This window comes from Sphingobacterium phlebotomi (assembly GCF_008180195.1).
GTDB lineage: Bacteria > Bacteroidota > Bacteroidia > Sphingobacteriales > Sphingobacteriaceae > Sphingobacterium > Sphingobacterium phlebotomi.
Map to the genome: position 1 here is coordinate 46,602 of NZ_VTAV01000011.1, position 22,149 is coordinate 68,750.

21 protein-coding genes are annotated in these 22,149 nt (G+C 41.9%); 13 read left to right on the forward strand and 8 right to left on the reverse strand.

Going from position 1 to position 22,149, the window contains the following annotated elements; translation table 11 throughout:
* Positions 1-114: 114 nt before the first annotated feature.
* Positions 115-1,092, reverse strand: a complete 978-nt coding sequence (locus FXV77_RS14725; protein WP_148919997.1) for a GlxA family transcriptional regulator — start codon at positions 1,090-1,092, stop codon at positions 115-117.
* Positions 1,093-1,269: 177 nt separating this feature from the next.
* Between FXV77_RS14725 and FXV77_RS14730 the strand changes: the two genes are divergently transcribed.
* The 3 genes from FXV77_RS14730 to FXV77_RS14740 are packed head-to-tail and all read left to right on the forward strand — an operon-like array spanning position 1,270 to position 2,549.
* Positions 1,270-1,644: a DoxX family protein gene (locus FXV77_RS14730; RefSeq protein WP_148919998.1), complete on the forward strand. Its 375-nt coding sequence runs from the start codon at positions 1,270-1,272 to the stop codon at positions 1,642-1,644.
* 50 nt (positions 1,645-1,694) lie between these two features.
* Positions 1,695-2,144, forward strand: coding sequence for an SRPBCC family protein (locus FXV77_RS14735; RefSeq protein WP_246162480.1), 450 nt, complete (start codon positions 1,695-1,697; stop codon positions 2,142-2,144).
* Positions 2,145-2,147: 3 nt separating this feature from the next.
* Positions 2,148-2,549: a VOC family protein gene (locus tag FXV77_RS14740; RefSeq protein WP_148920000.1), complete on the forward strand. Its 402-nt coding sequence runs from the start codon at positions 2,148-2,150 to the stop codon at positions 2,547-2,549.
* 36 nt (positions 2,550-2,585) lie between these two features.
* Here the strand turns inward: FXV77_RS14740 and msrA are convergent, their stop codons facing one another.
* Positions 2,586-3,257, reverse strand: coding sequence for a peptide-methionine (S)-S-oxide reductase MsrA (gene msrA / locus FXV77_RS14745; protein ID WP_148920001.1), 672 nt, complete (start codon positions 3,255-3,257; stop codon positions 2,586-2,588).
* A 167-nt stretch (positions 3,258-3,424) separates the two neighbouring features.
* Here msrA and FXV77_RS14750 point away from each other — a divergent pair, with 167 nt between their 5' ends.
* The 8 genes from FXV77_RS14750 (at position 3,425) to FXV77_RS14785 (ending at position 10,035) form a co-directional block, all read left to right on the forward strand.
* A complete protein-coding gene (locus tag FXV77_RS14750) occupies positions 3,425-3,796 on the forward strand; it encodes a PadR family transcriptional regulator (RefSeq protein WP_222867802.1) in 372 nt (123 codons plus the stop codon).
* Positions 3,793-4,212 (forward strand): hypothetical protein, encoded by a 420-nt coding sequence (locus tag FXV77_RS14755; RefSeq protein ID WP_148920002.1) that lies wholly within the window; start codon positions 3,793-3,795, stop codon positions 4,210-4,212. The genes FXV77_RS14750 and FXV77_RS14755 overlap by 4 nt, the downstream gene beginning before the upstream one ends.
* 49 nt (positions 4,213-4,261) lie before the next feature.
* Positions 4,262-5,176, forward strand: a complete 915-nt coding sequence (locus FXV77_RS14760) for a cysteine hydrolase family protein (protein WP_148920003.1) — start codon at positions 4,262-4,264, stop codon at positions 5,174-5,176.
* Complete coding sequence (locus FXV77_RS14765) at positions 5,163-7,052, forward strand: hypothetical protein (RefSeq protein ID WP_148920004.1); 1,890 nt, start codon at positions 5,163-5,165, stop codon at positions 7,050-7,052. Before FXV77_RS14760 ends, FXV77_RS14765 begins: the two co-directional genes overlap by 14 nt.
* Positions 7,053-7,182: 130 nt before the next feature.
* Positions 7,183-8,154, forward strand: coding sequence for an SPFH domain-containing protein (locus tag FXV77_RS14770; protein ID WP_148920005.1), 972 nt, complete (start codon positions 7,183-7,185; stop codon positions 8,152-8,154).
* Between the two features lie 10 nt (positions 8,155-8,164).
* The gene (locus FXV77_RS14775; RefSeq protein WP_148920006.1) at positions 8,165-8,401 is read left to right on the forward strand and encodes a hypothetical protein; all 237 of its coding nucleotides are present in this window, start codon (positions 8,165-8,167) and stop codon (positions 8,399-8,401) included.
* Positions 8,402-8,457: 56 nt separating this feature from the next.
* A complete protein-coding gene (locus FXV77_RS14780) occupies positions 8,458-9,237 on the forward strand; it encodes a hypothetical protein (protein WP_148920007.1) in 780 nt (259 codons plus the stop codon).
* A gap of 30 nt (positions 9,238-9,267) precedes the next feature.
* Positions 9,268-10,035 (forward strand): DUF6620 family protein, encoded by a 768-nt coding sequence (locus FXV77_RS14785; RefSeq protein ID WP_148920008.1) that lies wholly within the window; start codon positions 9,268-9,270, stop codon positions 10,033-10,035.
* A gap of 69 nt (positions 10,036-10,104) precedes the next feature.
* On the opposite strand, the gene FXV77_RS14790 is transcribed toward FXV77_RS14785, so the two are convergent.
* The 6 genes from FXV77_RS14790 to FXV77_RS14815 form a co-directional block, all read right to left on the reverse strand.
* Complete coding sequence (locus tag FXV77_RS14790) at positions 10,105-10,827, reverse strand: DUF4198 domain-containing protein (RefSeq protein WP_148920009.1); 723 nt, start codon at positions 10,825-10,827, stop codon at positions 10,105-10,107.
* Positions 10,828-10,917: 90 nt separating this feature from the next.
* Positions 10,918-14,454: a chromosome segregation protein SMC gene (smc, locus tag FXV77_RS14795; RefSeq protein ID WP_148920010.1), complete on the reverse strand. Its 3,537-nt coding sequence runs from the start codon at positions 14,452-14,454 to the stop codon at positions 10,918-10,920.
* Between the two features lie 77 nt (positions 14,455-14,531).
* A complete protein-coding gene (locus tag FXV77_RS14800; protein ID WP_148920011.1) occupies positions 14,532-15,665 on the reverse strand; it encodes a clostripain-related cysteine peptidase in 1,134 nt (377 codons plus the stop codon).
* Between the two features lie 183 nt (positions 15,666-15,848).
* The gene (locus FXV77_RS14805) at positions 15,849-16,646 is read right to left on the reverse strand and encodes a DUF3575 domain-containing protein (RefSeq protein WP_148920012.1); all 798 of its coding nucleotides are present in this window, start codon (positions 16,644-16,646) and stop codon (positions 15,849-15,851) included.
* A gap of 90 nt (positions 16,647-16,736) precedes the next feature.
* The gene (locus tag FXV77_RS14810) at positions 16,737-19,745 is read right to left on the reverse strand and encodes a collagen-like triple helix repeat-containing protein (RefSeq protein ID WP_148920013.1); all 3,009 of its coding nucleotides are present in this window, start codon (positions 19,743-19,745) and stop codon (positions 16,737-16,739) included.
* 131 nt (positions 19,746-19,876) lie between these two features.
* Complete coding sequence (locus FXV77_RS14815) at positions 19,877-20,104, reverse strand: hypothetical protein (RefSeq protein WP_148920014.1); 228 nt, start codon at positions 20,102-20,104, stop codon at positions 19,877-19,879.
* A 237-nt stretch (positions 20,105-20,341) separates the two neighbouring features.
* Here FXV77_RS14815 and FXV77_RS14820 point away from each other — a divergent pair, with 237 nt between their 5' ends.
* Positions 20,342-20,956: a S24 family peptidase gene (locus FXV77_RS14820; protein WP_148920015.1), complete on the forward strand. Its 615-nt coding sequence runs from the start codon at positions 20,342-20,344 to the stop codon at positions 20,954-20,956.
* A gap of 425 nt (positions 20,957-21,381) precedes the next feature.
* A complete protein-coding gene (locus FXV77_RS14825) occupies positions 21,382-22,149 on the forward strand; it encodes a hypothetical protein (RefSeq protein WP_148920016.1) in 768 nt (255 codons plus the stop codon).

Consider the following 22,149-nt stretch of genomic DNA (forward strand, 5'->3'; position numbering starts at 1 on the left):
TATTTATATTGATATCTTTATGATAGCATTTACGACGAACGGTTACGTTTGGATTTATAAAAATGTACTTTTTTTGGTTTGTGTTAACTTATACATGCTTCATACGGTATTCGATTAAACTTCAGTTGCCACCTTCGCAAACTTATTTCTGTACTCAATAGGGGTCAGTCCCGTAATCTTCTTAAAGATATCCCGAAACGCTTTCGTATCAGTATAGCCTACATCAAACATGATTTCGGTGACGTTCTTTCGGGATGCTTCAAAGAAATTTTTGGCAGCTTCTATCCGTACCCGCTGGATATACTCGATCGGGGTATTATTGGTGGCTTCTTTAAATCGTCTTTCAAAAGTCCGACGGCCTATATGAACTAAATTGGCTAACATCTCGATGGATATTTTATCCTGATAGTGCGTTTCAATATAGTCCTGCACTTTTTGAATAGCATCGTCACCATGATTCCGCTGGCCTTTGAATATCGCAAATTGGGATTGATTATCCCTGCCAATATCCAGTGCGAAATATTTTGAAATCATAATGGCAGTTTCTCTATCGGAAAATTTTTCAACCAGATACAGGATAAGATTCCATAAGCTACTTGCTCCTCCACTGCTATAAATATTGTCGTGCTCGGTGATAATCGCGCCGTCTTCGACTTCCACATCAGGATATCTTTCTTTAAATTCGTTCACATGTGCCCAGTGTGTAGAACATTTCTTGCCGCTAAGTAAGCCTGTTTCAGCTAAAAGAAAGGCACCGATACATAAGCTGGCCAGGCTTGAACCTTTTTCATATAGCTTTTTAAAGTAAGGGATTGCCTCCGCATTGGCTTGGATTCCTTTGACTGTATCGCCAAAGGTTGGGGGAATAATCAATAAGTCCGTCTCGACTACATCTTTGAGTAGTCTATTGGTTTTGATCATGTATTCTCCATTGTTGGCTGGTACATAATCCCGCAAGCCGACGTACTCTACTGTAAAGACGGGCTTCTTGCCGAATACGGTTAAAAACTCGTTGGCCGTTTGAAGGCTTCTGAATGGCGGTGTCACGGCTTCTATAACACCATATTCAGGAACAAAGACAGAAATCTGCATAGCGACGGAATTATTTAGGATGACAAGTTAGCAAATAGTTTTGTCATAATTTACCCCTAAGGCTGTCGTTTTCACAACAGCCTAGATGTTTTACTTGCATGTAACTTTGTATTGTAAGTTATAATAATATAATGAAATTTTAAAAAACACAATAATAAACTATTAATTTTTACAAAAATGAAAAGGAATAAAATAATCTTTTGGGTGGCTACGACCATCATCATCCTTTGGGAAGGCATTATGCCACTTAGTACCTTGATATTTTCGCCTCAGTATGCGACGATGGGTACCGAACCTTTAGGCTATCCCGATTACTTTGCATACACTTTGATTATCTGTAAAGCACTTGGTGTTTTGGCGATTTCCTATCCTGGAGTGCCTGCTAAATTAAAAGAATGGGCCTATGCTGGTCTTACCTTTAGCTTGATCTATGCGTTCATTAGTCATGCCTTTGTAGACCAAAATATAGGTTATATGCTATTGCCATTGATCGCGTTGGGAATACTTGTTATTTCTTATATATATAACCCTAAAATAAAGAACAACGGCTAAGATAGATTAGCAGATTAATAACATCAATCATCATTTAAAATTTTAATATCATGAAAAATTCAGTTTCATTACACCGGGTAATTCAGGCAAGCCCAGAAAAGGTATTTCGGGCATTTTCAGATCCAATAGCACATGCAACTTGGTTGCCACCTTACGGTTTCTTATGTACCGTACAAGAATTGGACTTTCAGGTAGGAGGGAAGTACCATATGACATTTATTAATTTCAGTACAGGCAACGGCCACTCTTTTGGGGGAACGTATGTGGAAATAACGCCCAATGAGTTTATAAAATTCACCGATAAGTTTGACGATCCTGCAATGCCGGGAGAAATGACAACCACCGTATGGTTGAATAAGGTTTCGTGTGGGACAGAATTGAAAGTGGTACAGGAGGGAATTCCGGAAATGATTCCTACAGAAATGTGTTACTTAGGTTGGCAGGAATCGCTTGATAAATTAATAAAACTGGTAGAACCGGAAATACCTGATGGGCAATAAGCTATGATCGTCCCGAATGCTCGTAAATACGTGAGTGCTGTCTTTATTACTTTTTCCGGTAATTGCAGAGAAGCACTCACATATTACCAAACTTGCTTTGGCGGTTCACTTCAGTTCGAAACTTTTGAAAAAGAAGGGTTATCCGTCACAGAAAAACCTATCGTTATCGGCTCGCTTTTTTCCGATAGGATCATTGTACACGGCTCAGATCTTGTACACAATGAAGGAAGAATACTGGGCAATTATATGGCTGTTTTTCTGCATTGTAAGACTGTGGAGGAAAGGCAGGCAGTGATTGAAAAACTTAGACGCGGTAAAGAGCATCCTACCATTATTGATGATGATAGCCAAAAATTGGTTGAAATAATCGATATCTTTGAGGTAAGATGGATTTTGGCCGTGTAATACGAGCAATGCCTCTTACCTTGATTATGCTAAAGCTTATTCCTGTTTCAGTTTTCCTTTAAAAACCTTTCTGAATTTTTCCAGCTTGGGTTTAATGACCATTTGGCAATAAGCCTCGTTCATATTATTGACATAGTAATCCTGATGGTAATCCTCTGCTTTGTAAAATTTACCGTAGGGATTCACCTCTGTCACGATGCTATTATCGTATGCCCCTTCGTCATTTAATTGTTTGATGTAATAGTCGGCCAGTTTTTTTTGGTCGGCGTTATGGTAAAAAATGGCTGACCGGTATTGTGTGCCAACGTCTGCGCCTTGACGGTTCAACTGTGTAGGATCATGTGCAACAAAAAAGGCCGCCAACAGTTCGTCGTAAGAGATTTCGGCGGGATTGTAAATGATATTGCAGGCTTCAGCATGTCCCGTTCTGCCGGTAGTCACTTGTCTATATGTTGGATTGCGGACATGACCGCCCGTATAACCAGATACCACGGCGACTACGCCATCTAATTGTTTAAATTGCTCTTCTACACACCAGAAACAACCGGCAGCAAACGTAGCCGTATCGGTTGCTTGGTTAATGGCCTTATGCCCATCCACAACGTTTGAACCCTTGTCGGATTTTGTCTGTGCACAGGAGATCGAGAGGATGAATAGTAGAAAGAAAGTCAATCTACTGCTATAGGGTATAATATGCTTAAGTTTCATGACAGTATCTTATTATTTCTTTTAAAGTTACGGAATTAAGTTCAATACCACCTTGTCTTATTAATAACACGGGTAGGAAATCATCCTGTTATTGTAAATTTTTCTACTAATTATTTTGCATCTTTAAAAGATATTCATATACTTGTATTATACAAGTTGAATAATTCATGATGATTAAAAGCGTTGATACCGATTTAGATGAATTGCTAAAAGCATGGGAGGATACCTACAAAAAGGGTCAGCTGACCTTATGGATATTTCTTGCTTTGAAAGAAGAACCGAAATATGTGGACGAGATTAAAACGTTCGTCGTTGAAAAATCACAGGGAAGTATGAGCTGTGAAGAGCAGAGCCTCTATAGGGTACTTCGGAAATTTGAACACGTGGAAATCGTGGGACATGAATTGCGTAAAGGAAATAAGGGGCCGGACCGAAAGTACTATTTTCTAACAGAACTCGGTATCGAGCTGTTTAGCCGATTCGTCCGACGAAATATAAATTTATTTTTTCACGAAGATATTAAAACAATTTTAGCATGAAAACATTAACCCCACCCCTAATCAAATTTGGCATTGTTGCTATTTTGTGTACCATGGGCTTTAGAGTGGCTTTAAGTAGTCTTTTGACCAATGCACAATTTAATTTTATTATCCCGATAGCCGTCTTGTTTGCGCTTGTGATGTTTCTTGCTGGCAGATTCTTCGGTAAGAAAGACAACGAATATCTACCCATTTATGACGTAGGGTTTCGTTTCCACCTGATCACGTTCTTACAATATCAGCTAATATCCTATGCTTGGTTCTGGTTTGGATTTCCGAGCACGCACGAAAAGATCGGAACATTGAACATTACCCTTTTTATCTGGGGAATCTGTTTATTGGTTCATGCGTACTATTATCTACAAACTAAAAAACATACCATAAAGCGTATCAGTAAAGACGAGCTATTCGATTAGCGCGGAGTAAACGGTATCAGTTTTTTTAATGTTTAAATTTTTGTGTGATATGAAGACCGCTTACGAACAGATTATTAATATAGACCATATTGCTTCCTTCGAAAGTCGGGAGCGTATGACGGATATCCTCGCTCTGGCACAAGCTGAAAATACCAAACCCGCGCAACGGGATAAGAAACGGACGTTGCTACTGGCCATCGATGTGCAGCATGATTTTATGGAGGGTATAGGTAGCCTTGCTGTACCAGGCTCCAAAGGGGATGTGCAACGACTAACACAATGGATATATCGTAATATGGAGTCGCTTACGCAGGTGATCTGTAGTTTGGACTGCCATTCGATGATGCAGATTTTTCATCCTGCGTGGTGGTTGGACCAAGAGGGGAAGTATCCACAGCCCTTTACTATTATTACTTACGCGGATGTAGCGAACGGTATTTGGAGAGCAGCCAACGGCGAAACGGAACGTTCGTTGGAATACCTCCACAACTTAGCGTCCGGCGATAAGAAGCAACTGTGTATATGGCCCTACCATTGCTTGGAGGGTACTTTTGGGGCGAAACTGGAAAGTGAGTTTACCAAGATGCTCTATTTTCATGCAGCTGCACGTCAAACAACACCCGTATTGGTATACAAAGGGCAGAATCCATATACGGAGATGTATGGCATCATTAAGGCGGAATACGATCGCGAGCAGTATGTCAACCATACCGTACTGGATGCAATGGTGGAATATGACGCAATCTATATTGCGGGAGAGGCCTCTAGCCATTGTGTGCTGGCATCAGCCGAACAGATTCTCGAGCACTTTGCAGACCAACGCGAGATTACTTCGCGGATCACCTTGCTGGAAGATTGTATGTCACCCATAAGCGGTTTTGAAGACAGTACGCAGCAGCAGTTTAAAGCGCTTCAGGAAATATACGGTATACAGATAAAGAAATCGACCGATGTCATTCTTTAACGCGCTGCGCGCCATCCAACAATCTATGGGAAGATTAAAAATATACTTCAGTTTTCTGCTATCCATAATCATCTGGCAAGGTTTTGCCCAAGAGGAAACAATTGCTGGATTATTGGACCAAGCCTACCAAGCGCGATTAAAGTCAGACTACGACAGCAATGTAAAATTTCTTAAAAAAGCGGAATCGTTGAGCATATCTGCTGACGACCCACGGCAACGTGCTAAGTTGTTGATGGAACTTAGTAAACATTACTTGGTCGTCGGGCACTACGATACGTCCAAGGTATATAGCGATCAAAACCGGAGGTTGGCGGATAGTGTTCGCTTACCTATTAACAGGGCCTATGCTTACGTTACCCAAGCAACTTATTTCAATTATTTGAATGCTGGAGAACTGGCGGTCGAAAATGCCCAAAAAACAATTGATGTCTTGCGAGACCATCCCTTCCCCGCACTGGAAGCAAGGGCTTATTATATTCTTTATGGTGTTTATTCGGGCTGGAACAATCTAGAACGCTGCGAAAAATATGCCGAACTGGCTATCGATAGGGCGAAACTGGCAGAGGATTATGAACTATTGGCCAATGCATACAGTGCCAAATCGGTGGTCATGGAGTTTAAATATAACCAGGAACAGAAAACCGATTATCTCGACAGCATCCCGAAATACCTCCAGCAATCGATGGAGGTATACCACGAGCACCCTGATGCGGTTGCAGTAAGGACGTATGCGATAGCCAACATCAATATGGCAAATCATTTTTTTCGTTATCGAGAGCCTAAAAAAGAGGACACCCGGGCAAGTATCGTCCATTATGCGGAGGAAGCTAGGCGCGTGTACGAGAGGTTTGACCGGAATTATGATGTGATGGCCAATGTAAATGGTTTGTTGGCAGAGGTAGCGTCCATCGAGGGAAATGGTCAAGTAGCCGAGAGCTATCTGATGAACTCGTATATCCACCTGATCGAAGCGAAAGTACCATCATATTACAATTTGACCAACGTGACGCAAGGGCTGAGCGATCTGTATGCCCGACAGGGGGATTCCCAAAAAGCACTGTATTACCAGAAAAAGAAAGAAGAATTTAATCAGAAAATATTTGATCAGGCGCGAATGGCGCAGGCAAATAAACTGGAAGCGCAGTACGAGAATAAGCGCTTAATGGCCGAAATTCGGGATGCAGAGCAACGCGCCAGCAACCGTAGGATCCAGTTATATTTATTGGCTGGTGTTTGCATTTCATTAATGGTCAGTTTATTGTTGCTCCGGGTATCGTTCAAAAACAAACATAAGCTACAGACCGAACGGAATCTGCGTCTGCAGCAACAAAAGCAGGATATGGAGGAGCAATCCAAATTGCAGCTGCAGCTACAGCAACAGGAACAGGCGCGGTTGCTCTCCGAACAAAAACTGTTGGGTATGCAGATGGAACAGCTACAGAAGGAATCCATGGCGGATGCGCTACAGATAGAACGAAAGAATAGACTGTTGCTCCAATTGAAGGAAAAAATGAAAAAATTGGAGACCGAAGACAATATAGGGTACATTGATCGCATGATCAAGGAAGAGATGCGCTTGGAAGAAAGGGTTGAGCAATCGGCCCGGGAATTTAAGAATATACATCCGGAATTCTTTCAGAAGCTCAAGGAGCAATCGGGAGATCGGCTGAGCGCGCTTGAGTTGAAGCATTGTGCCTACATGCACTTAAAATTATCTACCAAAGAAATGGCGGCAGCATTTCATATCGAACCCAAGAGTGTACGGGTCAGTAAATACCGAATCAAACAGAAATTACACCTCGATAAAGACGTTGATTTGGATCGTTATTTACAAGAACTAAGTGAGCCGATGGGAAATTCTGATCGTACTGTATAATGTGTAATATAGCTGATTGTAAGTATTTTATGTTTCTTGTAGTCGTTTTGTAGTCGCTGTATTTATACGATATAGCACCTTATGCCGTACTTTTAGTAAGCAAAAATACTGCGTACTAATTTCAAAGCATATGAGTTCAGCAACGTCTAAATTACCTTTTATAGAGATACTGGAATGGGTCGAGCATAATCCAAACGTGATGATGTGGAAGGTTCCAGATGGTGATAAGGAAATCAAGAATGGCGCCAAGCTAATCGTGCGGGAAAGCCAGCAGGTTATGTTCATGAATGAGGGAACTATCGCCGATGTATTGATGCACGGTACACATACGCTCTCGACACAGAACGTCCCAATTCTCTCCAGGCTGAAGGGATGGAAGTATGGATTCGAGAGCCCATTTAAGGCCGATGTGTATTTTTTCTCGGTCAAGCAGTTTGTTAACCTGAAGTGGGGCACTCCAGCACCTATTTTGTTAACGGACCCTAAATTTGGCCAGGTAAGGATACGGGCGTTTGGAAGCTATAATGTACGGATCGTCGATGTGCCTCGTTTTTTCAAAGAATATGCCGGTACCTATCCTGAATTAACCATCTTCGAATTCCAACAGCAGTTGCGGGATTTCATTGCACCAAAGTTTGCGGAAGCATTGGCACTTTCGCAGATTCCTTTAGTGGAAGTTGCACGCAATCTTTCACAACTGAATGCTCAAATCGAACCACTCATTGCACCTTATTTTCAGGATTTCGGGATTGTGATCACGCAATTTACGGTTACTTCTGTCACACTACCGGAAGAGGTAACGGGGTATTATGATAAGGTGACCGGCATGAACATGTTGGGCGACAATATGGATAAATTTCAACAGTTCAATACCGCCATCGCTATCAGCAAGGATGGTAATATGGCGCAGCAAGGAGCGCAACAGGGAGCAGCGATGGGAATCTTATTAAAGGAAATGAATCAATCGACAGAAGCGAAAGAGCCACCGGTAGAGGGAGATTTGCGCGGCAAGCTGCAACAGATCAAAGTGTTGTTCGACGAAGGTCTTATTGACGAACAGGAGTATAAAGAGAAAAAAGCAGCATTGTTGTCCAAATTATAAGAAAAACAGGATGGATAAAGATAAGCCTATTTCGTTGGTCGAACGACTGAAACGGATCGCATTGGAGCAAAAACGGGAATCCGTTGCGGTAAAACCCGCTGACTCCCTTATCGTGCAATGTCCGCAGTGTGGAGCAGGGCGTGCCAAGCGGGATGGCCTAACGAAATGCGCGTATTGTGGATATGAATTTATCGCCACGCAACTTTCTGACGGGATAATTATGAAGGAGGAAGACAATTCAAAATAGATACAAAGCAAATCAGAGGGAGCTAACGTATGTGGAACGTATTTAATTTTAAAAAGATGAATGGGGAAGAGGGGGGAAGGGATGAGCATGCAAGAGCCAATCAAACGGCATTGATGCAGCGTGCTGAAACATATTTTGGTAAGTTGGAGGCGCGATGTGAGGAAATATTGGTGGAAGTAAAGGAGTCGGCGCAATTACTGGCCGATGCAGATACCGATCCCTACAAGCGGAGCTATCTGCAATTTAAAAGCGCCATTATCGCACAATTTACGTCTATTATTCAAAAAGGATCGGACACCTTTCAAAACCAGATCATGTCCAAGGCAAATTCTTTGGAGATGATGCAGGTGAGCCAACTGTTTAACGAATGGCAAAGCAAGGTGGTGGGGATGATGACACATGCATTTGATGACGTTATGGAACGCGACCTTGAAAAGGAATATACGGAGATTATGGAAGAATATGAAGCGGCACGAAATGCATTCCATTGCAAGCAATGTGGTGCTAAATTACAGTTAGCGCAGTTTTATTTTACGGCGACTTACCTAACCTGTGAATTCTGTCAGACGCAGAATACTTTTGATCCGGGTTCTAAGGCCCGCATGATTGAACATATCGCTCGACCATTGGCTGAATCTCGTTGCAAAGTGGAATATGAAGCTTATAGATATCGGAAATCTGAGGTAGGGCAAAAGAAAGCAACGGCAGACTACGAAAAATATGTGCAGGCTATGATCGCGCAAATGGACAGCATACTGCCCGGAATGGAGGAACAACATCGGAATTTTTATAACCGGTTGATGAATGATTATAACAACTGGGCCGTACCCTGGTAAATACATTTTTTAACTTTTAATTTTAAAATCATGTTTAAAAAACTATTGAAGAATCTGAGCGGGAATTTGGAAGATATGGCCAAAGAAATGATGGAAAGCAAGACGAATAGCACGGCACATCAAGAACAGATGAAAGCCTATTCGCAAGGCGATATGCAAAAGATTTTCGATCAAGGTGCGGCGTCGGCTGGAGTAGTAACACCTAATACTGCAAAGGAAGACCCGAACGATCCTAATATGCAGCCGGTACACGGAATCACTCTTTTTGACTATGCTGCCGGGGCATCAAAAATCGGTGAAGGATGTACAGAGGAGCAGATCTGCCAAGCTTTAGAGGTGGAGAGACCCATGTGGGATGAAGCGCAGACGACCTGGAATAACAGAATGCGGGACGATAGTACCTATAATGTGGTCAATGTATATTCAACTTATTTCGGTAAGGTAAAGGAGCATCCGAAGTTAGGCGCATTACGTCCGCAGCATGCACCTGTTAGTGATGTCCCTAAAGGAGAGGCAGCGGACCACTTGGAGAGACTGGAATCAGATAAATATTACTTTTTCGAAATCCAGGCAGCTGTAGAGGCCGCTTATGCAAATGGTATGGACGGTGCGCAGTGGTTAATTGATAATTTGGGACTTACCGTCTCTCAAGTGAATGGAACTGGCGTGAAATACATGAATGATTTCAATATCATGGCCGAAATGATGGATTATCAGGAGCAGAAGAAAAAAGAATACAGCGAACGGTTTGCAAAACAAAACGGAACCGCCGGTGCTGCAGATGATATTGAATTTTAGGTTACATAAAAGAATGTTTTGATAATGCATGAGCCGATTAGTTTGTCTAATCGGCTCATGGCTTTTTATTTAATGAATAAGGAACGTGGTAGTTGCGGATTGCCAAACATGCGTATGGGGTTTATCATTCCAAACACCCTCATTCGGAAGATATTTGCTGGTTTCGACGACATACATGCCCTTCCATAAAGGAGTGAAACTTACTTTTCCGTCCGCATCGGTTTTAAATGTTTTCGCCCAGCCTTCGGCACTGATGACCGTAACATTAGCTGATTCAGGAATGTCGCCCTTGTCCATGAGGTGGATATCCACCGTGTGATTCAAGTGATGTTCACGAGGCGCGACAAAAGCCAATAAGTCTATTTCCTTCGGGTTAGTGATCATGAGATCCGATTCCCCTACAACAACAGGAAGGGAAGCCGAAAAGACATATTTGGTTTTACCACCTAATTCACCTGCAGCATGGGTCGTGTGAATAAGATACAGTCCATCTAGTTCAGGTGTAAAAGAGGCTGAAATATGGTCATCCGCGACATGGGTCTCTAGTCGTGTGGATTGCCCGTTAGGATGTTGTATATAGAGTTCGAGTGCTCTCAGATCGGCATACCAATCTTTAACCAAATCCTTGGTTCCGTGTTCATATTCGCCATAAAAGACTTTTATAGTCTGTGCGGTGTTTTTCTGAGCAGATGGAGAAGATGATTCTATCCAAAGGGCATGTGCATCGGCGGTTTGTGATAAGCTGCTGCATAGAAGTGCTATTAAAAGCACGAATAGGGGAAATTGTTTCATAGTGTATATTTTATTTAGACTGATTCCAGACAAATATACGCACTAGAAATTAATCTGCAACAAAATAGATACAAATCGTAAAAAAGTACGCTAAGCTACATCTCGTAAATCCACGGGTACCACACGTGAAACGCCTTGCTCAACCATCGTGACACCGTAAATAATATCCGTGCTGGCTATTGTCCGTTTGTTGTGCGAAACAATGATGAACTGCGAGTTCTTCGAGAAATCCTTAATGATATTATTGAACTTGTCGATGTTGGTATCATCTAACGGAGCATCCACCTCATCGAATATACAGAACGGAGCAGGTTTCAACAGGTACAGTGAGAATAACAATGCCGTAGCGGTTAGTGTTTTCTCGCCACCGGATAATTGGTTAATCGACAATGGACGCTTGCCTTTCGGACGCGCGATAATATCAATGTCCGATTCTAATGGATTAGCTGGATCGGTCAATACCATATCGCAGGAATCTTCTTGGTTGAATAGCGAGCGGAATACGTTGACAAAGTTCTCCCGGACGGTATTGAATGCATACATAAACTTATCGTTGGCTGTTTGATCTATCTCATTGATGGTCGCCATCAAGGAAGCTTTTGCATCCAACAGGTCACTTTTTTCTTTCGAGATAAAGTTATGTCGTTCTTGTATTTCATCGTAAGCCTCTTTCGCCATGGGGTTGATTGAGCCATACGAATCCAGTTGTTTTTTGAGCTTATCACAGGCTGTCGCCAATTCTTCTTGGCTAGCCGAAATTTCCGACATATCACCTTCAAGCAAGGAATTGATGTCAATATTAAACTCGACCGATAAACGCTCTTTTAAACTATTGAGATCGATCTGTAAAGCTGTTTTCTTATCTTTTAATTCGGATAATAGGAAATCGTCCTGATCTTTGCTACGGCGTAATTGCGTAATTTCTTCTTCTAATTCGTTGATGATACGACGTGTAGTATAGAAATCCTCTTCAATTTCTTGAAGACCTTTTTCAAGGTCCTCTTTTTGTGTATACATCGCTACGAGGTCTTCATCGTTATGGTCCACAAGATGAGAAGTATCTTTCATATCTACGCTCACCTGTTCATATTCCAATGAATTTTTCTCTATTCTAGCTTCAAAGGCTTCTTGCTGACTTTCTCGATATTCCAGATCTTTTTGTAAGCTGGATACTTTATTTTGCTGTTGGTGAAAACGGATGTTCTCTTGGTTAAAGGAAGCCGACTTCTCATTCAACACCTCGGCAATTTCAGCATAGGCATTTTGCAATTCTGCTAATTGTTTTTGGCCCGATTCTGCTTCTACTTTCCATATTTGCAGTTCCGGTTCCGCCTTTTGCAATTCATATTGGATGACCGTAATCTTGCTTTCAATATCCCGCTTCCGGTTTTGGCTGTTGGTAATGAATGTCTGATATTGTTCTTGTTTGGTTTTTACCGAAATCAATTCGTTGTTCAGGCGGTTTAATACCATACGAAGTTCATCGATAACATCCTTTTGGGAGGCGATACGCAATGCGGCTAATTTGTCGACATTATCTGCCTCGTCCTGCTGTAGTTTTTCGATTTTCTGGTTCAGCTCCTTGATCTCTTTGGATAGGCTCTCCAAGTTTTTCGCTCTACCGATCCGCTTCCCTTCAAACAGACCGACGGAACCTCCATTCAACCCCAAGCGGTTTTTGGAGAATTTTCCCTCGGGGTGTAAGATAACCAGATCATCTTGAGGTAAGGTCTCTGCCAAGCTATCGGAAGCCTCTGGTTTTAGTAAAAATACATGTTGTAGAAGTTGCTCGCAGAGCAAGCTATATTTTTTATCCACCTTGACGACCTCTAACGCTGGAATCGTATTTTCGGGCGTTTGAGGCTTGGTTTTGACCGTTTGGATAGCGTCCAACACGAAGAAGTTTGCTTTTCCGCGAGATGCATCGCTCAATAGCTGAATGGCCTGCACGGCTTCTTTTTGGTCTTGTACCACATAGTGGTTCATCACCGACTCTAGGTAGTTTTCGATAGCAACGCGGTATTCTTCCTTACAAAAGAGAATATCCGAAAAGAGGGGATAGGATTTCTTCCAACCTGCATTTTTGCGTAAAAACTTAATGGATTCTGGAAATCCCTCGAGATTATCTACCAGAGACTTGGTCAGGTTGTACTCATTTTGCTTCGCATCTACCAAACGGGATTCCCGGTTTAGCTGTGCCCGCGTTTCGTTCAATTGTTCTTCGACGGTTTGTATTTGCTGCTGCAATTCATTTTCAGCTTGCGTAACCGCATCGTATTGGTTTTGCTGCTCTTCCACACGTCCTTCCAAATCTTCCACTGCTTTGTTGAACTCGTTTAGCTCTTCGACCTTAGCAGATGCATCCGTCATCGTACGTACCGATTCCTGTTGTAACGCTTCCTTTTGGATATTCAATACAGCAATATCTTTTTCCAGTTTATAAATACCATTTTGAAGCTCGGTGCTCTGCTGTGTAAAGCTGTCTAGCTTCGCTTTTGCAGATGACTGTTGCCCCCTAAGCTCTTCCACTTCGGTCTGGTTACGTTCAATATCTAACCGAAAAACATCCAGTTTCCCTTGTTCCTCAAAAAGCTCTTCATTCAATCTTTTTATCGTGTATTGAACGTGTTCCAGTTGCTTTTTGTCGTTGTTAAGTTCTGCCGTAATCCGCGTTTCTTTTTCCTGCAAATGAATGATACGTTCATTCTTTATCTTTTTATCCGATTCATAGGATCGAATCTTATTCACGTATTCGTTGGTACTTTTTTGCTGTGTCGCGAGATTTTTTTCCTTAGAAAGAATGTCTTCACGTAAAGTACGTAGTTGGTTTTCATGGCTTTCTATTTTAGCCGATGTTTCCTTGATACGCTCTTGTTGCACCTTTTCTTGTTCAGCAATGCGTTCTAAATCTGTGCTGAATCCTTCCAAACGGTAATAAGCTAGTCCCACGCTGGCTTCGCGGTATTCCTCTTTGAGCTGAAAATATTTGTCCGCTTTTTTAGCTTGTGTTTCGAGCTGTTTTAAATTTTTGTTGATTTCATAAAGAAGATCATCAACGCGGTCCAAATCGGCTTCGGTATCTTTGAGTTTGGATAAGGTCTGTTTCTTACGCACTTTGTATTTGGAGATGCCGGATGCTTCTTCGAACAGATTCCGACGGGAGTTGTCTTTGTTGTTGATGATCTCGTCAATCATCTTCAGTTCGATGATCGAATAGGTATCCGCACCCAAACCAGTATCCAGAAAGAGGTCCGTAATATCTTTTAAACGGCATTTCACATCGTTCAAACGATATTCGCTGTCGCCATTACGATACAGCTTACGGGTAATGGTAACGGTCGAAAACTCAGTCGGGAGTAGTTTGTTGTTATTCTCAAAGGTTAAGGATACTTCGGCTAGGTTTGCTGGCTTCCGGTTTGCCGTTCCGTTAAAGATAATGTTTTCCATCTTCTCTGAACGCAACATACGTGTACTCTGTTCACCCAACACCCACCGAACGGCATCTACGACGTTTGATTTGCCACATCCGTTGGGCCCGACAATGGCGGTGACACCCTCGTTAAAGTTAATGGTGATCTTGTCACCAAAACTCTTAAATCCTTTAATCTCTAATTTTACTAACTGCATGCCTTATTCCGCTATAAATCAACAGACGAAAATACAGTTTTTTATGCAGAACTGAAAAGCGTATGGCTAGAGAGCAATTATAATAATTTGTCGAAACCGCTGTCGGTATACCATTTCAGGGTACGGTAATAGGCATGTGCTGTTTCTTCATTGTCTGGATGTGGAATGTAACAGGTTAAACCTGAATTTTTGTCGATTGTAAAACCGTTGAAAAGTGGTGTGTTAGCCTTGTATACGACAGCTTCTTGCAGTGCAGTTTTTAAATTTTGAAAGGATGTGGCATGGCTGTAATTCTGTTCCATGAAATCTAGGAAGTCGAATGCAATCAGCGGGTTGCCGAGCCTGTCAAAATCCATACGCTGTATCTGGTCACGGTTGTAACCTGCATGAGCAGGTTGTTGCGAAAGAAGCACTTGTTTAGTTTCTTGTGCGAGATTTTTTAGCTTAGAAGCATCAATAACAGAGATGGTGGCTGATCGATGCAGGCCGGAAAGATTGTCATAATGGGCATGGTATTTTTTTGCTAAAAGACGATACATATCGATGTCGGCTGAGAAAAGATCGTTGGTGATTTTGTCATACGGCATACCGTTGGCAATGACTTCACCGGGTGAAGCGATGAAATATTTTGCTTTTTCTTTGATTTCGTATAGCACTTCTACGCTGGCCATTGAACAAGCGTCAAATAGGATGAAATCGAAGTTGTAGGGTATTGCGGAATAGAGATCTTTAATATTCATTTGACTACCACCGTCGTCTCCGAAGGATTTTAGTTTAATATTGCCATGGCTGCTAGGTACCCAGCCCGTGGCGTGCGACCATAACACCAGCCCATATGTTTTTGCCGGAAATAGATTTCTGACGTCCTCTAAGACAAGACGCATGGTAGTGGGATCACTGGAATCATGCGGTTCGTAATCTTTAATTTTTGTTTTTTCGGCATTTTTGCCATCTTTCTTCTGGATGTGATAGAGTGATGGTCTATTGTTGGGCAGTTTTAAATAAACAATTAGGTTGCCGTCCACATCTCCTAATGACTTTTCCATCTGCTCTATGTTTTTATAAGCCTCGAGTTCCAAGTTGTTGTTGGCCGCCAAGTATACCAATACCGTTCGGAACTTGTCTTCTTCGATGCGTTCGATGTCTGGATCTTTACATGCCTGGAAAATATAGAGCAGGCAAAAAATAAAGTAAAACAAGGTGGTTCTCATGGCGTGTCTTTTGTTAGTTTATCAAATGTAGAGAATTTTTGATGGAGTTCAGTTGGGCCGTTCTCTTTGAAGTATGGCCTTTACGCGCTGTGCGATAAAAAACAGTATACCGCAGGCAGTCATATATCCTATCGTTTCTATTATTTCTGTATTCATCATAGATGTTAAATGGTATCGGTTAATTCAAAAACGATAACCTATGGATAAGCCGGTGCGGATACTTGCCCACGGACTGCGCAATATCTTGATGTCCGCCCCATTTTCGTTCACTTCATAATCGAGTGTAATACCCAGAGGAAGATCTCCCATATCGGCTTTTAGTTCTTCCATACTTTCGCGTAACGCTGACTGCTCATCCGTATTCAAAGTCATTTTTCCGGAAACTGCTCCTTTACTCGTGCCGTATCCTGGCCCCAATATGCGCCAGTCCAAATAAATGTTTCGTGATAATTTAAAATGCGTGCCCAGCGATATTCCCGCTGTAAAGGCTTGGATACTTCCTTTTAAAGGGATGGTCTCCGTCCGACTATAATATGCTGTACCCTGATCTTCTACTTCCACCTCAAAATCGTAAGGAAGTGAAGCTCCATAGCTGGCGTACTTCACATAAGGTGCGATATAGAAGCCGCGAAAAGGTCCGCGTCTCGAAGCATAGAAGCGAATTTCGGGTGTAATAGAGAAATTGGAGCTTTTGAAGTTGTCGATGAGATCGTTTAGCTCTTCGTCGTCAACAAAATTCTTTACGGTAGCGCTAAACGGAATATTTTTTTCAGGACGTACGCTGAGCGTGGCACCCACGGCTATACGGTCGGTCAATAAACGTTCGTATTCAAAAGCAAACTTACCCCCCAGTAGCGTTAGTGTGTTGAACTTGACCATGTTTTTTCTTCCGATTTGCTCGGCAGATGATAGCGTTTGTGCACGCGCTAGGAAAGGTGTAATTATAGATACAAATAGTATGGTGGTTAATAATTTGTTCATAATTTTTATTTAAAAGAAGGGTGGTATGTTTCCATACCACCTTCTTATTGTTATTAATGAGAGAACTACTCTGCGTTTAATGTTGCAACACTACGGTTGCGGATTAACAACCACTTTAACAACTTTTGTGATGTCAGCAGCGCTGTTGCTTACCGAACCATTGTTGTATCTGTTGTTGACTTTTACGGTGTATTCTAATGTGATCGCCTGGGTGATCGTATTAGCTCCTTCGTTTCTCCAACGCAATACAGCCGAACCGTCACCGTTGGCAACAACTTCTGCGAAAGTAAACTGTGGCAGGATGTTCTTGATGTCAGTACCAGGATTGGCGTTATAGTACGCTTTAGTTAATGTTACGCTTGCTGGAGCAACAGTTGGAGTAGTAGCAGTACCGCCAAGTGCCGTGATTCCATAACGATTCAGATACTCACTGTTGACTGTATGTGTCACAGGAGCTGTGTGATCAAAATCCCAAAGAACAACATTTCGGTAATCTGTCAATTTTAAGAACTGACGGATGTCTACATCTTGATTGTTGTTACCACCTTGTTTATCTGTTACTTGGGCACTACCGTTTTGTTCAATTTCGAGTGTTTTCACTGGATTCTTGAACCGTACGTCGATAGTTTCGGACTTGTAAGGTACAGGGTTGGCATTCAGGAAGTAATCCACGCGAACTTTTGTCGCTGATTTAACATAGCTCCAACCAGTGATGTAATTGAAAGCACTACGATTTTCAGGTGATCCTGTTGCAGGTGCAGATGGATTGATTAAGTGGAAGTATTCGCCGCCGATATTGCCATCATTTGCACTTGTGTATGTTCTTAGGTTTGTTTCCGTGTTGTTTGCTGGATTAAACCCTGTGACATAGACTGCTGGAGAGGTAACAACAGGTAAGACGGTGAATTTATGCGATACAGAAGCTCCAGTGATATTGCTTGTCACGAATATATATTCATCGAGATCACCAGCCAACTGCCAGTTAGCGGAGCCTTCCGGAGTACCGAATACACGTACTGCATTGTTTTCCCAATATCCGTCTTTCGCATTGAATTTAATGTCCCCATTTAAAGTTACCGTAACATCAACTTTTACATTTACATCTGGTTCTGTCGATACCGAGGATTCGTATACGCCGTATAGGGTATAAGTTCCTGGATTAACCACATTCTGATCGATCTCTACTTTACGTGTTACAGACTGTGTGGTGTTATCTGCGTCAACAAATGTGAAACCTGCAGGATTGTTCGCAGAAGGGGTAAAGTTGTATGTTGCGTGGAAATCTGGTGCGGATTTTCCGACTAAGTTATAGGCATTATCCAACGACTGCGTTGGGTTAGGCCATGTAACCGCTTGTGTTTGTGTAGGTGCTCCAGACAAGGTAAAAGTAGATTTACCATTGATATTGATCGCTGTTGCGGTGGTTTGCGTATAACCTACGTTAACGTAACGGCTTGCAATTAAATTACCGCCAGTAGGACCTGTCGAATATAAATCGGCTTTCACAATAGAAGTATTACCTACAGCAGCGGTATTGGTATGACCTGGAGTAGATTCTTTTACTTTAATCAAACCAGTGTTTGCATCAATGGTAATCCAGTTACCTTGATTAGCTGGCCCACCGGAAGCAAGAGAGAAACGTAGGTCGTATCCATCAAGACCATTGTCGTCCATCGATACAATCTGATTATTGAGTTGTGTGCGGGCAAAGAATCCTCTTAGTTCTTTCTCTAACTCAATTCCGCCATCGTTCTTATTTTGTGCGTCGTCAACAACATGTAGAATAAAGTCGTGATCTGATTTGCTTGTTGCCGTACCAACAGCCAATGCAAGTGCAGAACTGTTATTGCCAGGCTCTGTAAATGCACCGCTATTGAAGCTAGGGCTAACACCTGCACGCAATTCCCAAGCCTCGGTAGTTGCATTCTTAACAGCTTTCTCGATCGAAACTTCGTCTTTCTCGATGATCTCTTCCTTAGCTAGGTTGAAAGAAGACGCCGCATATTGTTGGTTTTCTGCTGCTTTGAGATTTTTTACCTGCAAAGCAACGTGTAGGTGCTCGTTGCCTGATGGGTTCGGGAATACACTGTTGCCGGTGTTATTTACGGGTTTGTATTTCACCGTAATGTCACCGAAAGTTTTCACTTCCTGTCCCACTTTTTCGAAGCTTGTGCTTGGCGCGGCTCCAGAAGAACGGAAAGATACTTCTTCCGTTTTTTCGGTCAATAAGCCGTTGGCTTGATAGTTGGCTGTGGCAACGCCAAATGGATTTAAGTTATACGTGATCGTAGCGTAACCTTGCATAGCCGTTGTTCTGCTGGTTACGTCATCAACGATACGTGGGAATAATACCACTGGTGTATTAGAATTATGGAGAGATGGTATTAAACTTAGGCTACCTACTGCTACCGCTTCTGTCGCTAAGAATACGTTATTTGCCGGATTGCCTGAATCGTCTGTGAATACCACGTTATAGCCTCCTTCTGTCGCGACAAGTGCGATGTCGCCGTAATAAGCTTGGACACCGGTGTTTTCGCCATCGATGTACCAGTACTGTTTGCCGCCGACGGTTTCAATAGTCACAACAGAGCCGTCTTTGCCCGGAGCTCCCGGTTCGCCTGGTGTTCCTGATCCGCCTTGTCCCGGTGTTCCTGGTTCGCCTTTGTCACCTGGATCCCCCTTGTCACCTGGATCACCTTTGTCGCCTTTGGCTTTTATGCCCGTAGTTTTAAAGCCTTCACCATTTCCCTTGTCAATTTCCCATTCCCCTGTCTCGTTGTTGATTCGGATATTTGGTGTGACACCGTCTGTACCATTTTTTCCATTCGGAATGTCGATGGAGCTGGTCGTGCCGTCAAGATCCTTAAAAGTGATCCTTTGTCCTCCAGGATCACCGCTAATCGCTTCGACTGACACGACGATCTTTGTTTTGGCAAATGCGGTCAGTTGTGATTGAAGATCACCGAGCGCAGAATTAGCTTGCTCGATGTCCGTTCTAAGTTGTGCGATGTCATCATCGTACTTCTTACAGCCTTCAAACATGATCGCGCTGCTGAGTGCGACTGCTAAGGCTACCTTGGATAGTTGTCTGATTTTCATATTTGTTTTTATTAATTAATTTGATTTCGGTTAATCCTTTTGATTTGATGTCTCCGATTGATTATTTAGTTTTAATTTTCTGTAAATATACAATATAATATTGTAATACAAATTTTTTTAATTTTATTTTTTTAGGAATAAGTTTTTAATTCGATTTGAAAGATGTGAATAGATCCATCGATGTCTGTGACTTTGATTTCATAATAATCTGTCTTACTTTTCTTTTCTATAATCAAGTGTGCTTTTACATAATCTTTATCTTTTATTGGTACGTTATTAATTAATAATAAGTTCATTACTTCTTTTTCCGTGATTTCTTTTCCGCTTTTTTCATCTTTTATTTTTTTTATTGAATCCATAGCTTATAGGTTGGCAGTAGTTGGTGTTAGTATAATTATTTCTGTCTTCTTTTTATTAGTATAACATTTTTATTAATTGTGTTTGCGTGCAAATATAATGGAATTGGTTATATAAAAGCAATAATAAATTGTAAATTTGCAATTAATTATTGATTTTATGTCGGTATTTATGTTTTGGCTTGAAATTTGTAAACTATGCATGATGTTTTATATCTTTATACAAATAGAATTTTGAATATGTCAGATTGGGCAAGATTAGACCGGGTTATACAATATTTCGGACTAAATGTCAATTCCTTTGCCAAGGAAATCGGTTTAAATAGGGCCGAAAGGTTATATCAGATAAAAAAAGGAAACTATGCCATCAGTAAAAACTTGGCAAGTATCATCGTTGAACGTTTTCCGGAGGTGAATGAATCTTGGCTATTGACCGGCGAAGGACAAATGGTGTCTTCGGGTTCGGAGCCGGTTAAGATCCCCTTGTACAGCATTGGTCTGGATGCCTTTGGCGCTGACTTGTCAACCCTTGCGGTGACGGACCAGCTGGAGATTCCTGTTTTGGCAGGAAGCGATTTTGCTTTCGTCAATCCCGGCGACGCGATGAGTCCGGAAATAGGTAATGGGAGTGTTGTATTTGTCAAGAAAGTCGATAAAGAAGCTGTCGTATTCGGCGATATATATCTTATCCTCTCTTCGCGCATGAATGTGGTCCGGTATGTTCGCGGACTGGACGATGAAAATTGGAGATTGGTCGCTAAGAATGCAGCGAATTTTGATGATATTATCATGAGCAAGGCTGATGTGAAAGTAGTATACAAAGTAAAGGGTGTTCTCTCCATGATTTCTATTTGAGGAGATCCGCTTTTTACCGTGTCGTAAAGTGATTTCGTTTTCATGTCTTTATAAGATTAGTTCGTTTACCCATCTACACCCGATAGCATCTTTTAGTCTGTCCTCGGCTAATACGCGCTATCTCTCCATTTGATATAAGCAAAGTTATCGCCATCGCGGTATGCGCATCAAGCGTGGCATTGCGGTATTTACCCCCGTGAAATCCCCCTCCTGTGAAGAGGGGGATTACGGTATTTGAAAAAAATCAATAAAACTCTGGTAGCAGGAAAATGCCGTTTAAAAATGATAGAGCGTATTTTTATCTTGTAATATGACAATCTGCACTATATCATTTTTACATGCTTGTTGTAAAAACATGAATTAATATTGTATCTTGGGGTTATAATTTAACTAACAGTTTTTTTACTTTATTAGAATATCAAACTATGGATTACCAAAAACTTCCCACGAGAACGTTTATCCCTAAGCATGTTGGAGACGCGAGACAAAACTGGTATAAGACCAGAAAGAAACCGATGCTTGACAAGTTAGATGCTAGAATCAAAGCTCCGGATAACTTTACCATCCTTGATGTAAAGAGGTTTATTACAGACATTGAAAAGCTCATCGAAAAGAAGGGCAATTTGGCCGTATGCTTCGGGGCAGAGACGGAGGGAAAGGCAGACTTCGTATTACTCTTTGCGGGCATTAAAAAGTGGTTTAATCTCCCGAATGGGTATTTTTTGTTGAACAAAGAGGGTCGGCTAGAAGAAATTTCGGTAGAAGAGGGAAATACATTGCGGAACAATTATCAAAATGGCATACAACCCGTCTTAGGAGGATCTACCGGCGATGGGGATATCGAAACAGAGTATGTTTTTTTTGATCAGGAAACCATCACCGAAATATTGGGTGAATTTCAGTATCAGACAGACAAAGACCGGATTAGCGGCTTAAAAGTTCAGCTGGTTTCCTATGCCGATAAAGAAGCGGAAGTTGGTTTTCCTCGAAGCAGGGATACACAACCCAAATATCTGGAACGGCTTTCTATTATGTTTACGTATACAAAGGATGGCCGGGATACCAGCTTTGAAGAGATTGACCCCGAGAGGTATGAAGACACTCGTCGCCAGCAAGAAAAGGATAAAAGTGGTTTGAATACAGGGAGCCCTATTCCTCCTCCGCCACCTCGAAATCCAGACCCAGTTAAGTAA

Bases quoted from the DNA above. Each gene is read 5' to 3' on its own strand.
- FXV77_RS14770 (WP_148920005.1), top strand. From the start codon at position 7,183: ATGAGTTCAGCAACGTCTAAATTACCTTTTATAGAGATACTGGAATGG.
- FXV77_RS14765 (WP_148920004.1), top strand. From the start codon at position 5,163: ATGTCATTCTTTAACGCGCTGCGCGCCATCCAACAATCTATGGGAAGA.
- FXV77_RS14825 (WP_148920016.1), top strand. From the start codon at position 21,382: ATGGATTACCAAAAACTTCCCACGAGAACGTTTATCCCTAAGCATGTT.
- FXV77_RS14780 (WP_148920007.1), top strand. From the start codon at position 8,458: ATGAATGGGGAAGAGGGGGGAAGGGATGAGCATGCAAGAGCCAATCAA.
- FXV77_RS14755 (WP_148920002.1), top strand. From the start codon at position 3,793: ATGAAAACATTAACCCCACCCCTAATCAAATTTGGCATTGTTGCTATT.
- FXV77_RS14775 (WP_148920006.1), top strand. From the start codon at position 8,165: ATGGATAAAGATAAGCCTATTTCGTTGGTCGAACGACTGAAACGGATC.
- FXV77_RS14785 (WP_148920008.1), top strand. From the start codon at position 9,268: ATGTTTAAAAAACTATTGAAGAATCTGAGCGGGAATTTGGAAGATATG.
- FXV77_RS14790 (WP_148920009.1), bottom strand. From the start codon at position 10,827: ATGAAACAATTTCCCCTATTCGTGCTTTTAATAGCACTTCTATGCAGC.
- FXV77_RS14800 (WP_148920011.1), bottom strand. From the start codon at position 15,665: ATGAGAACCACCTTGTTTTACTTTATTTTTTGCCTGCTCTATATTTTC.
- FXV77_RS14735 (WP_246162480.1), top strand. From the start codon at position 1,695: ATGAAAAATTCAGTTTCATTACACCGGGTAATTCAGGCAAGCCCAGAA.
- FXV77_RS14740 (WP_148920000.1), top strand. From the start codon at position 2,148: ATGATCGTCCCGAATGCTCGTAAATACGTGAGTGCTGTCTTTATTACT.
- FXV77_RS14820 (WP_148920015.1), top strand. From the start codon at position 20,342: ATGTCAGATTGGGCAAGATTAGACCGGGTTATACAATATTTCGGACTA.
- FXV77_RS14750 (WP_222867802.1), top strand. From the start codon at position 3,425: ATGATGATTAAAAGCGTTGATACCGATTTAGATGAATTGCTAAAAGCA.
- FXV77_RS14805 (WP_148920012.1), bottom strand. From the start codon at position 16,646: ATGAACAAATTATTAACCACCATACTATTTGTATCTATAATTACACCT.
- FXV77_RS14760 (WP_148920003.1), top strand. From the start codon at position 4,262: ATGAAGACCGCTTACGAACAGATTATTAATATAGACCATATTGCTTCC.
- FXV77_RS14815 (WP_148920014.1), bottom strand. From the start codon at position 20,104: ATGGATTCAATAAAAAAAATAAAAGATGAAAAAAGCGGAAAAGAAATC.
- msrA (WP_148920001.1), bottom strand. From the start codon at position 3,257: ATGAAACTTAAGCATATTATACCCTATAGCAGTAGATTGACTTTCTTT.
- FXV77_RS14725 (WP_148919997.1), bottom strand. From the start codon at position 1,092: ATGCAGATTTCTGTCTTTGTTCCTGAATATGGTGTTATAGAAGCCGTG.
- FXV77_RS14810 (WP_148920013.1), bottom strand. From the start codon at position 19,745: ATGAAAATCAGACAACTATCCAAGGTAGCCTTAGCAGTCGCACTCAGC.
- FXV77_RS14730 (WP_148919998.1), top strand. From the start codon at position 1,270: ATGAAAAGGAATAAAATAATCTTTTGGGTGGCTACGACCATCATCATC.
- smc (WP_148920010.1), bottom strand. From the start codon at position 14,454: ATGCAGTTAGTAAAATTAGAGATTAAAGGATTTAAGAGTTTTGGTGAC.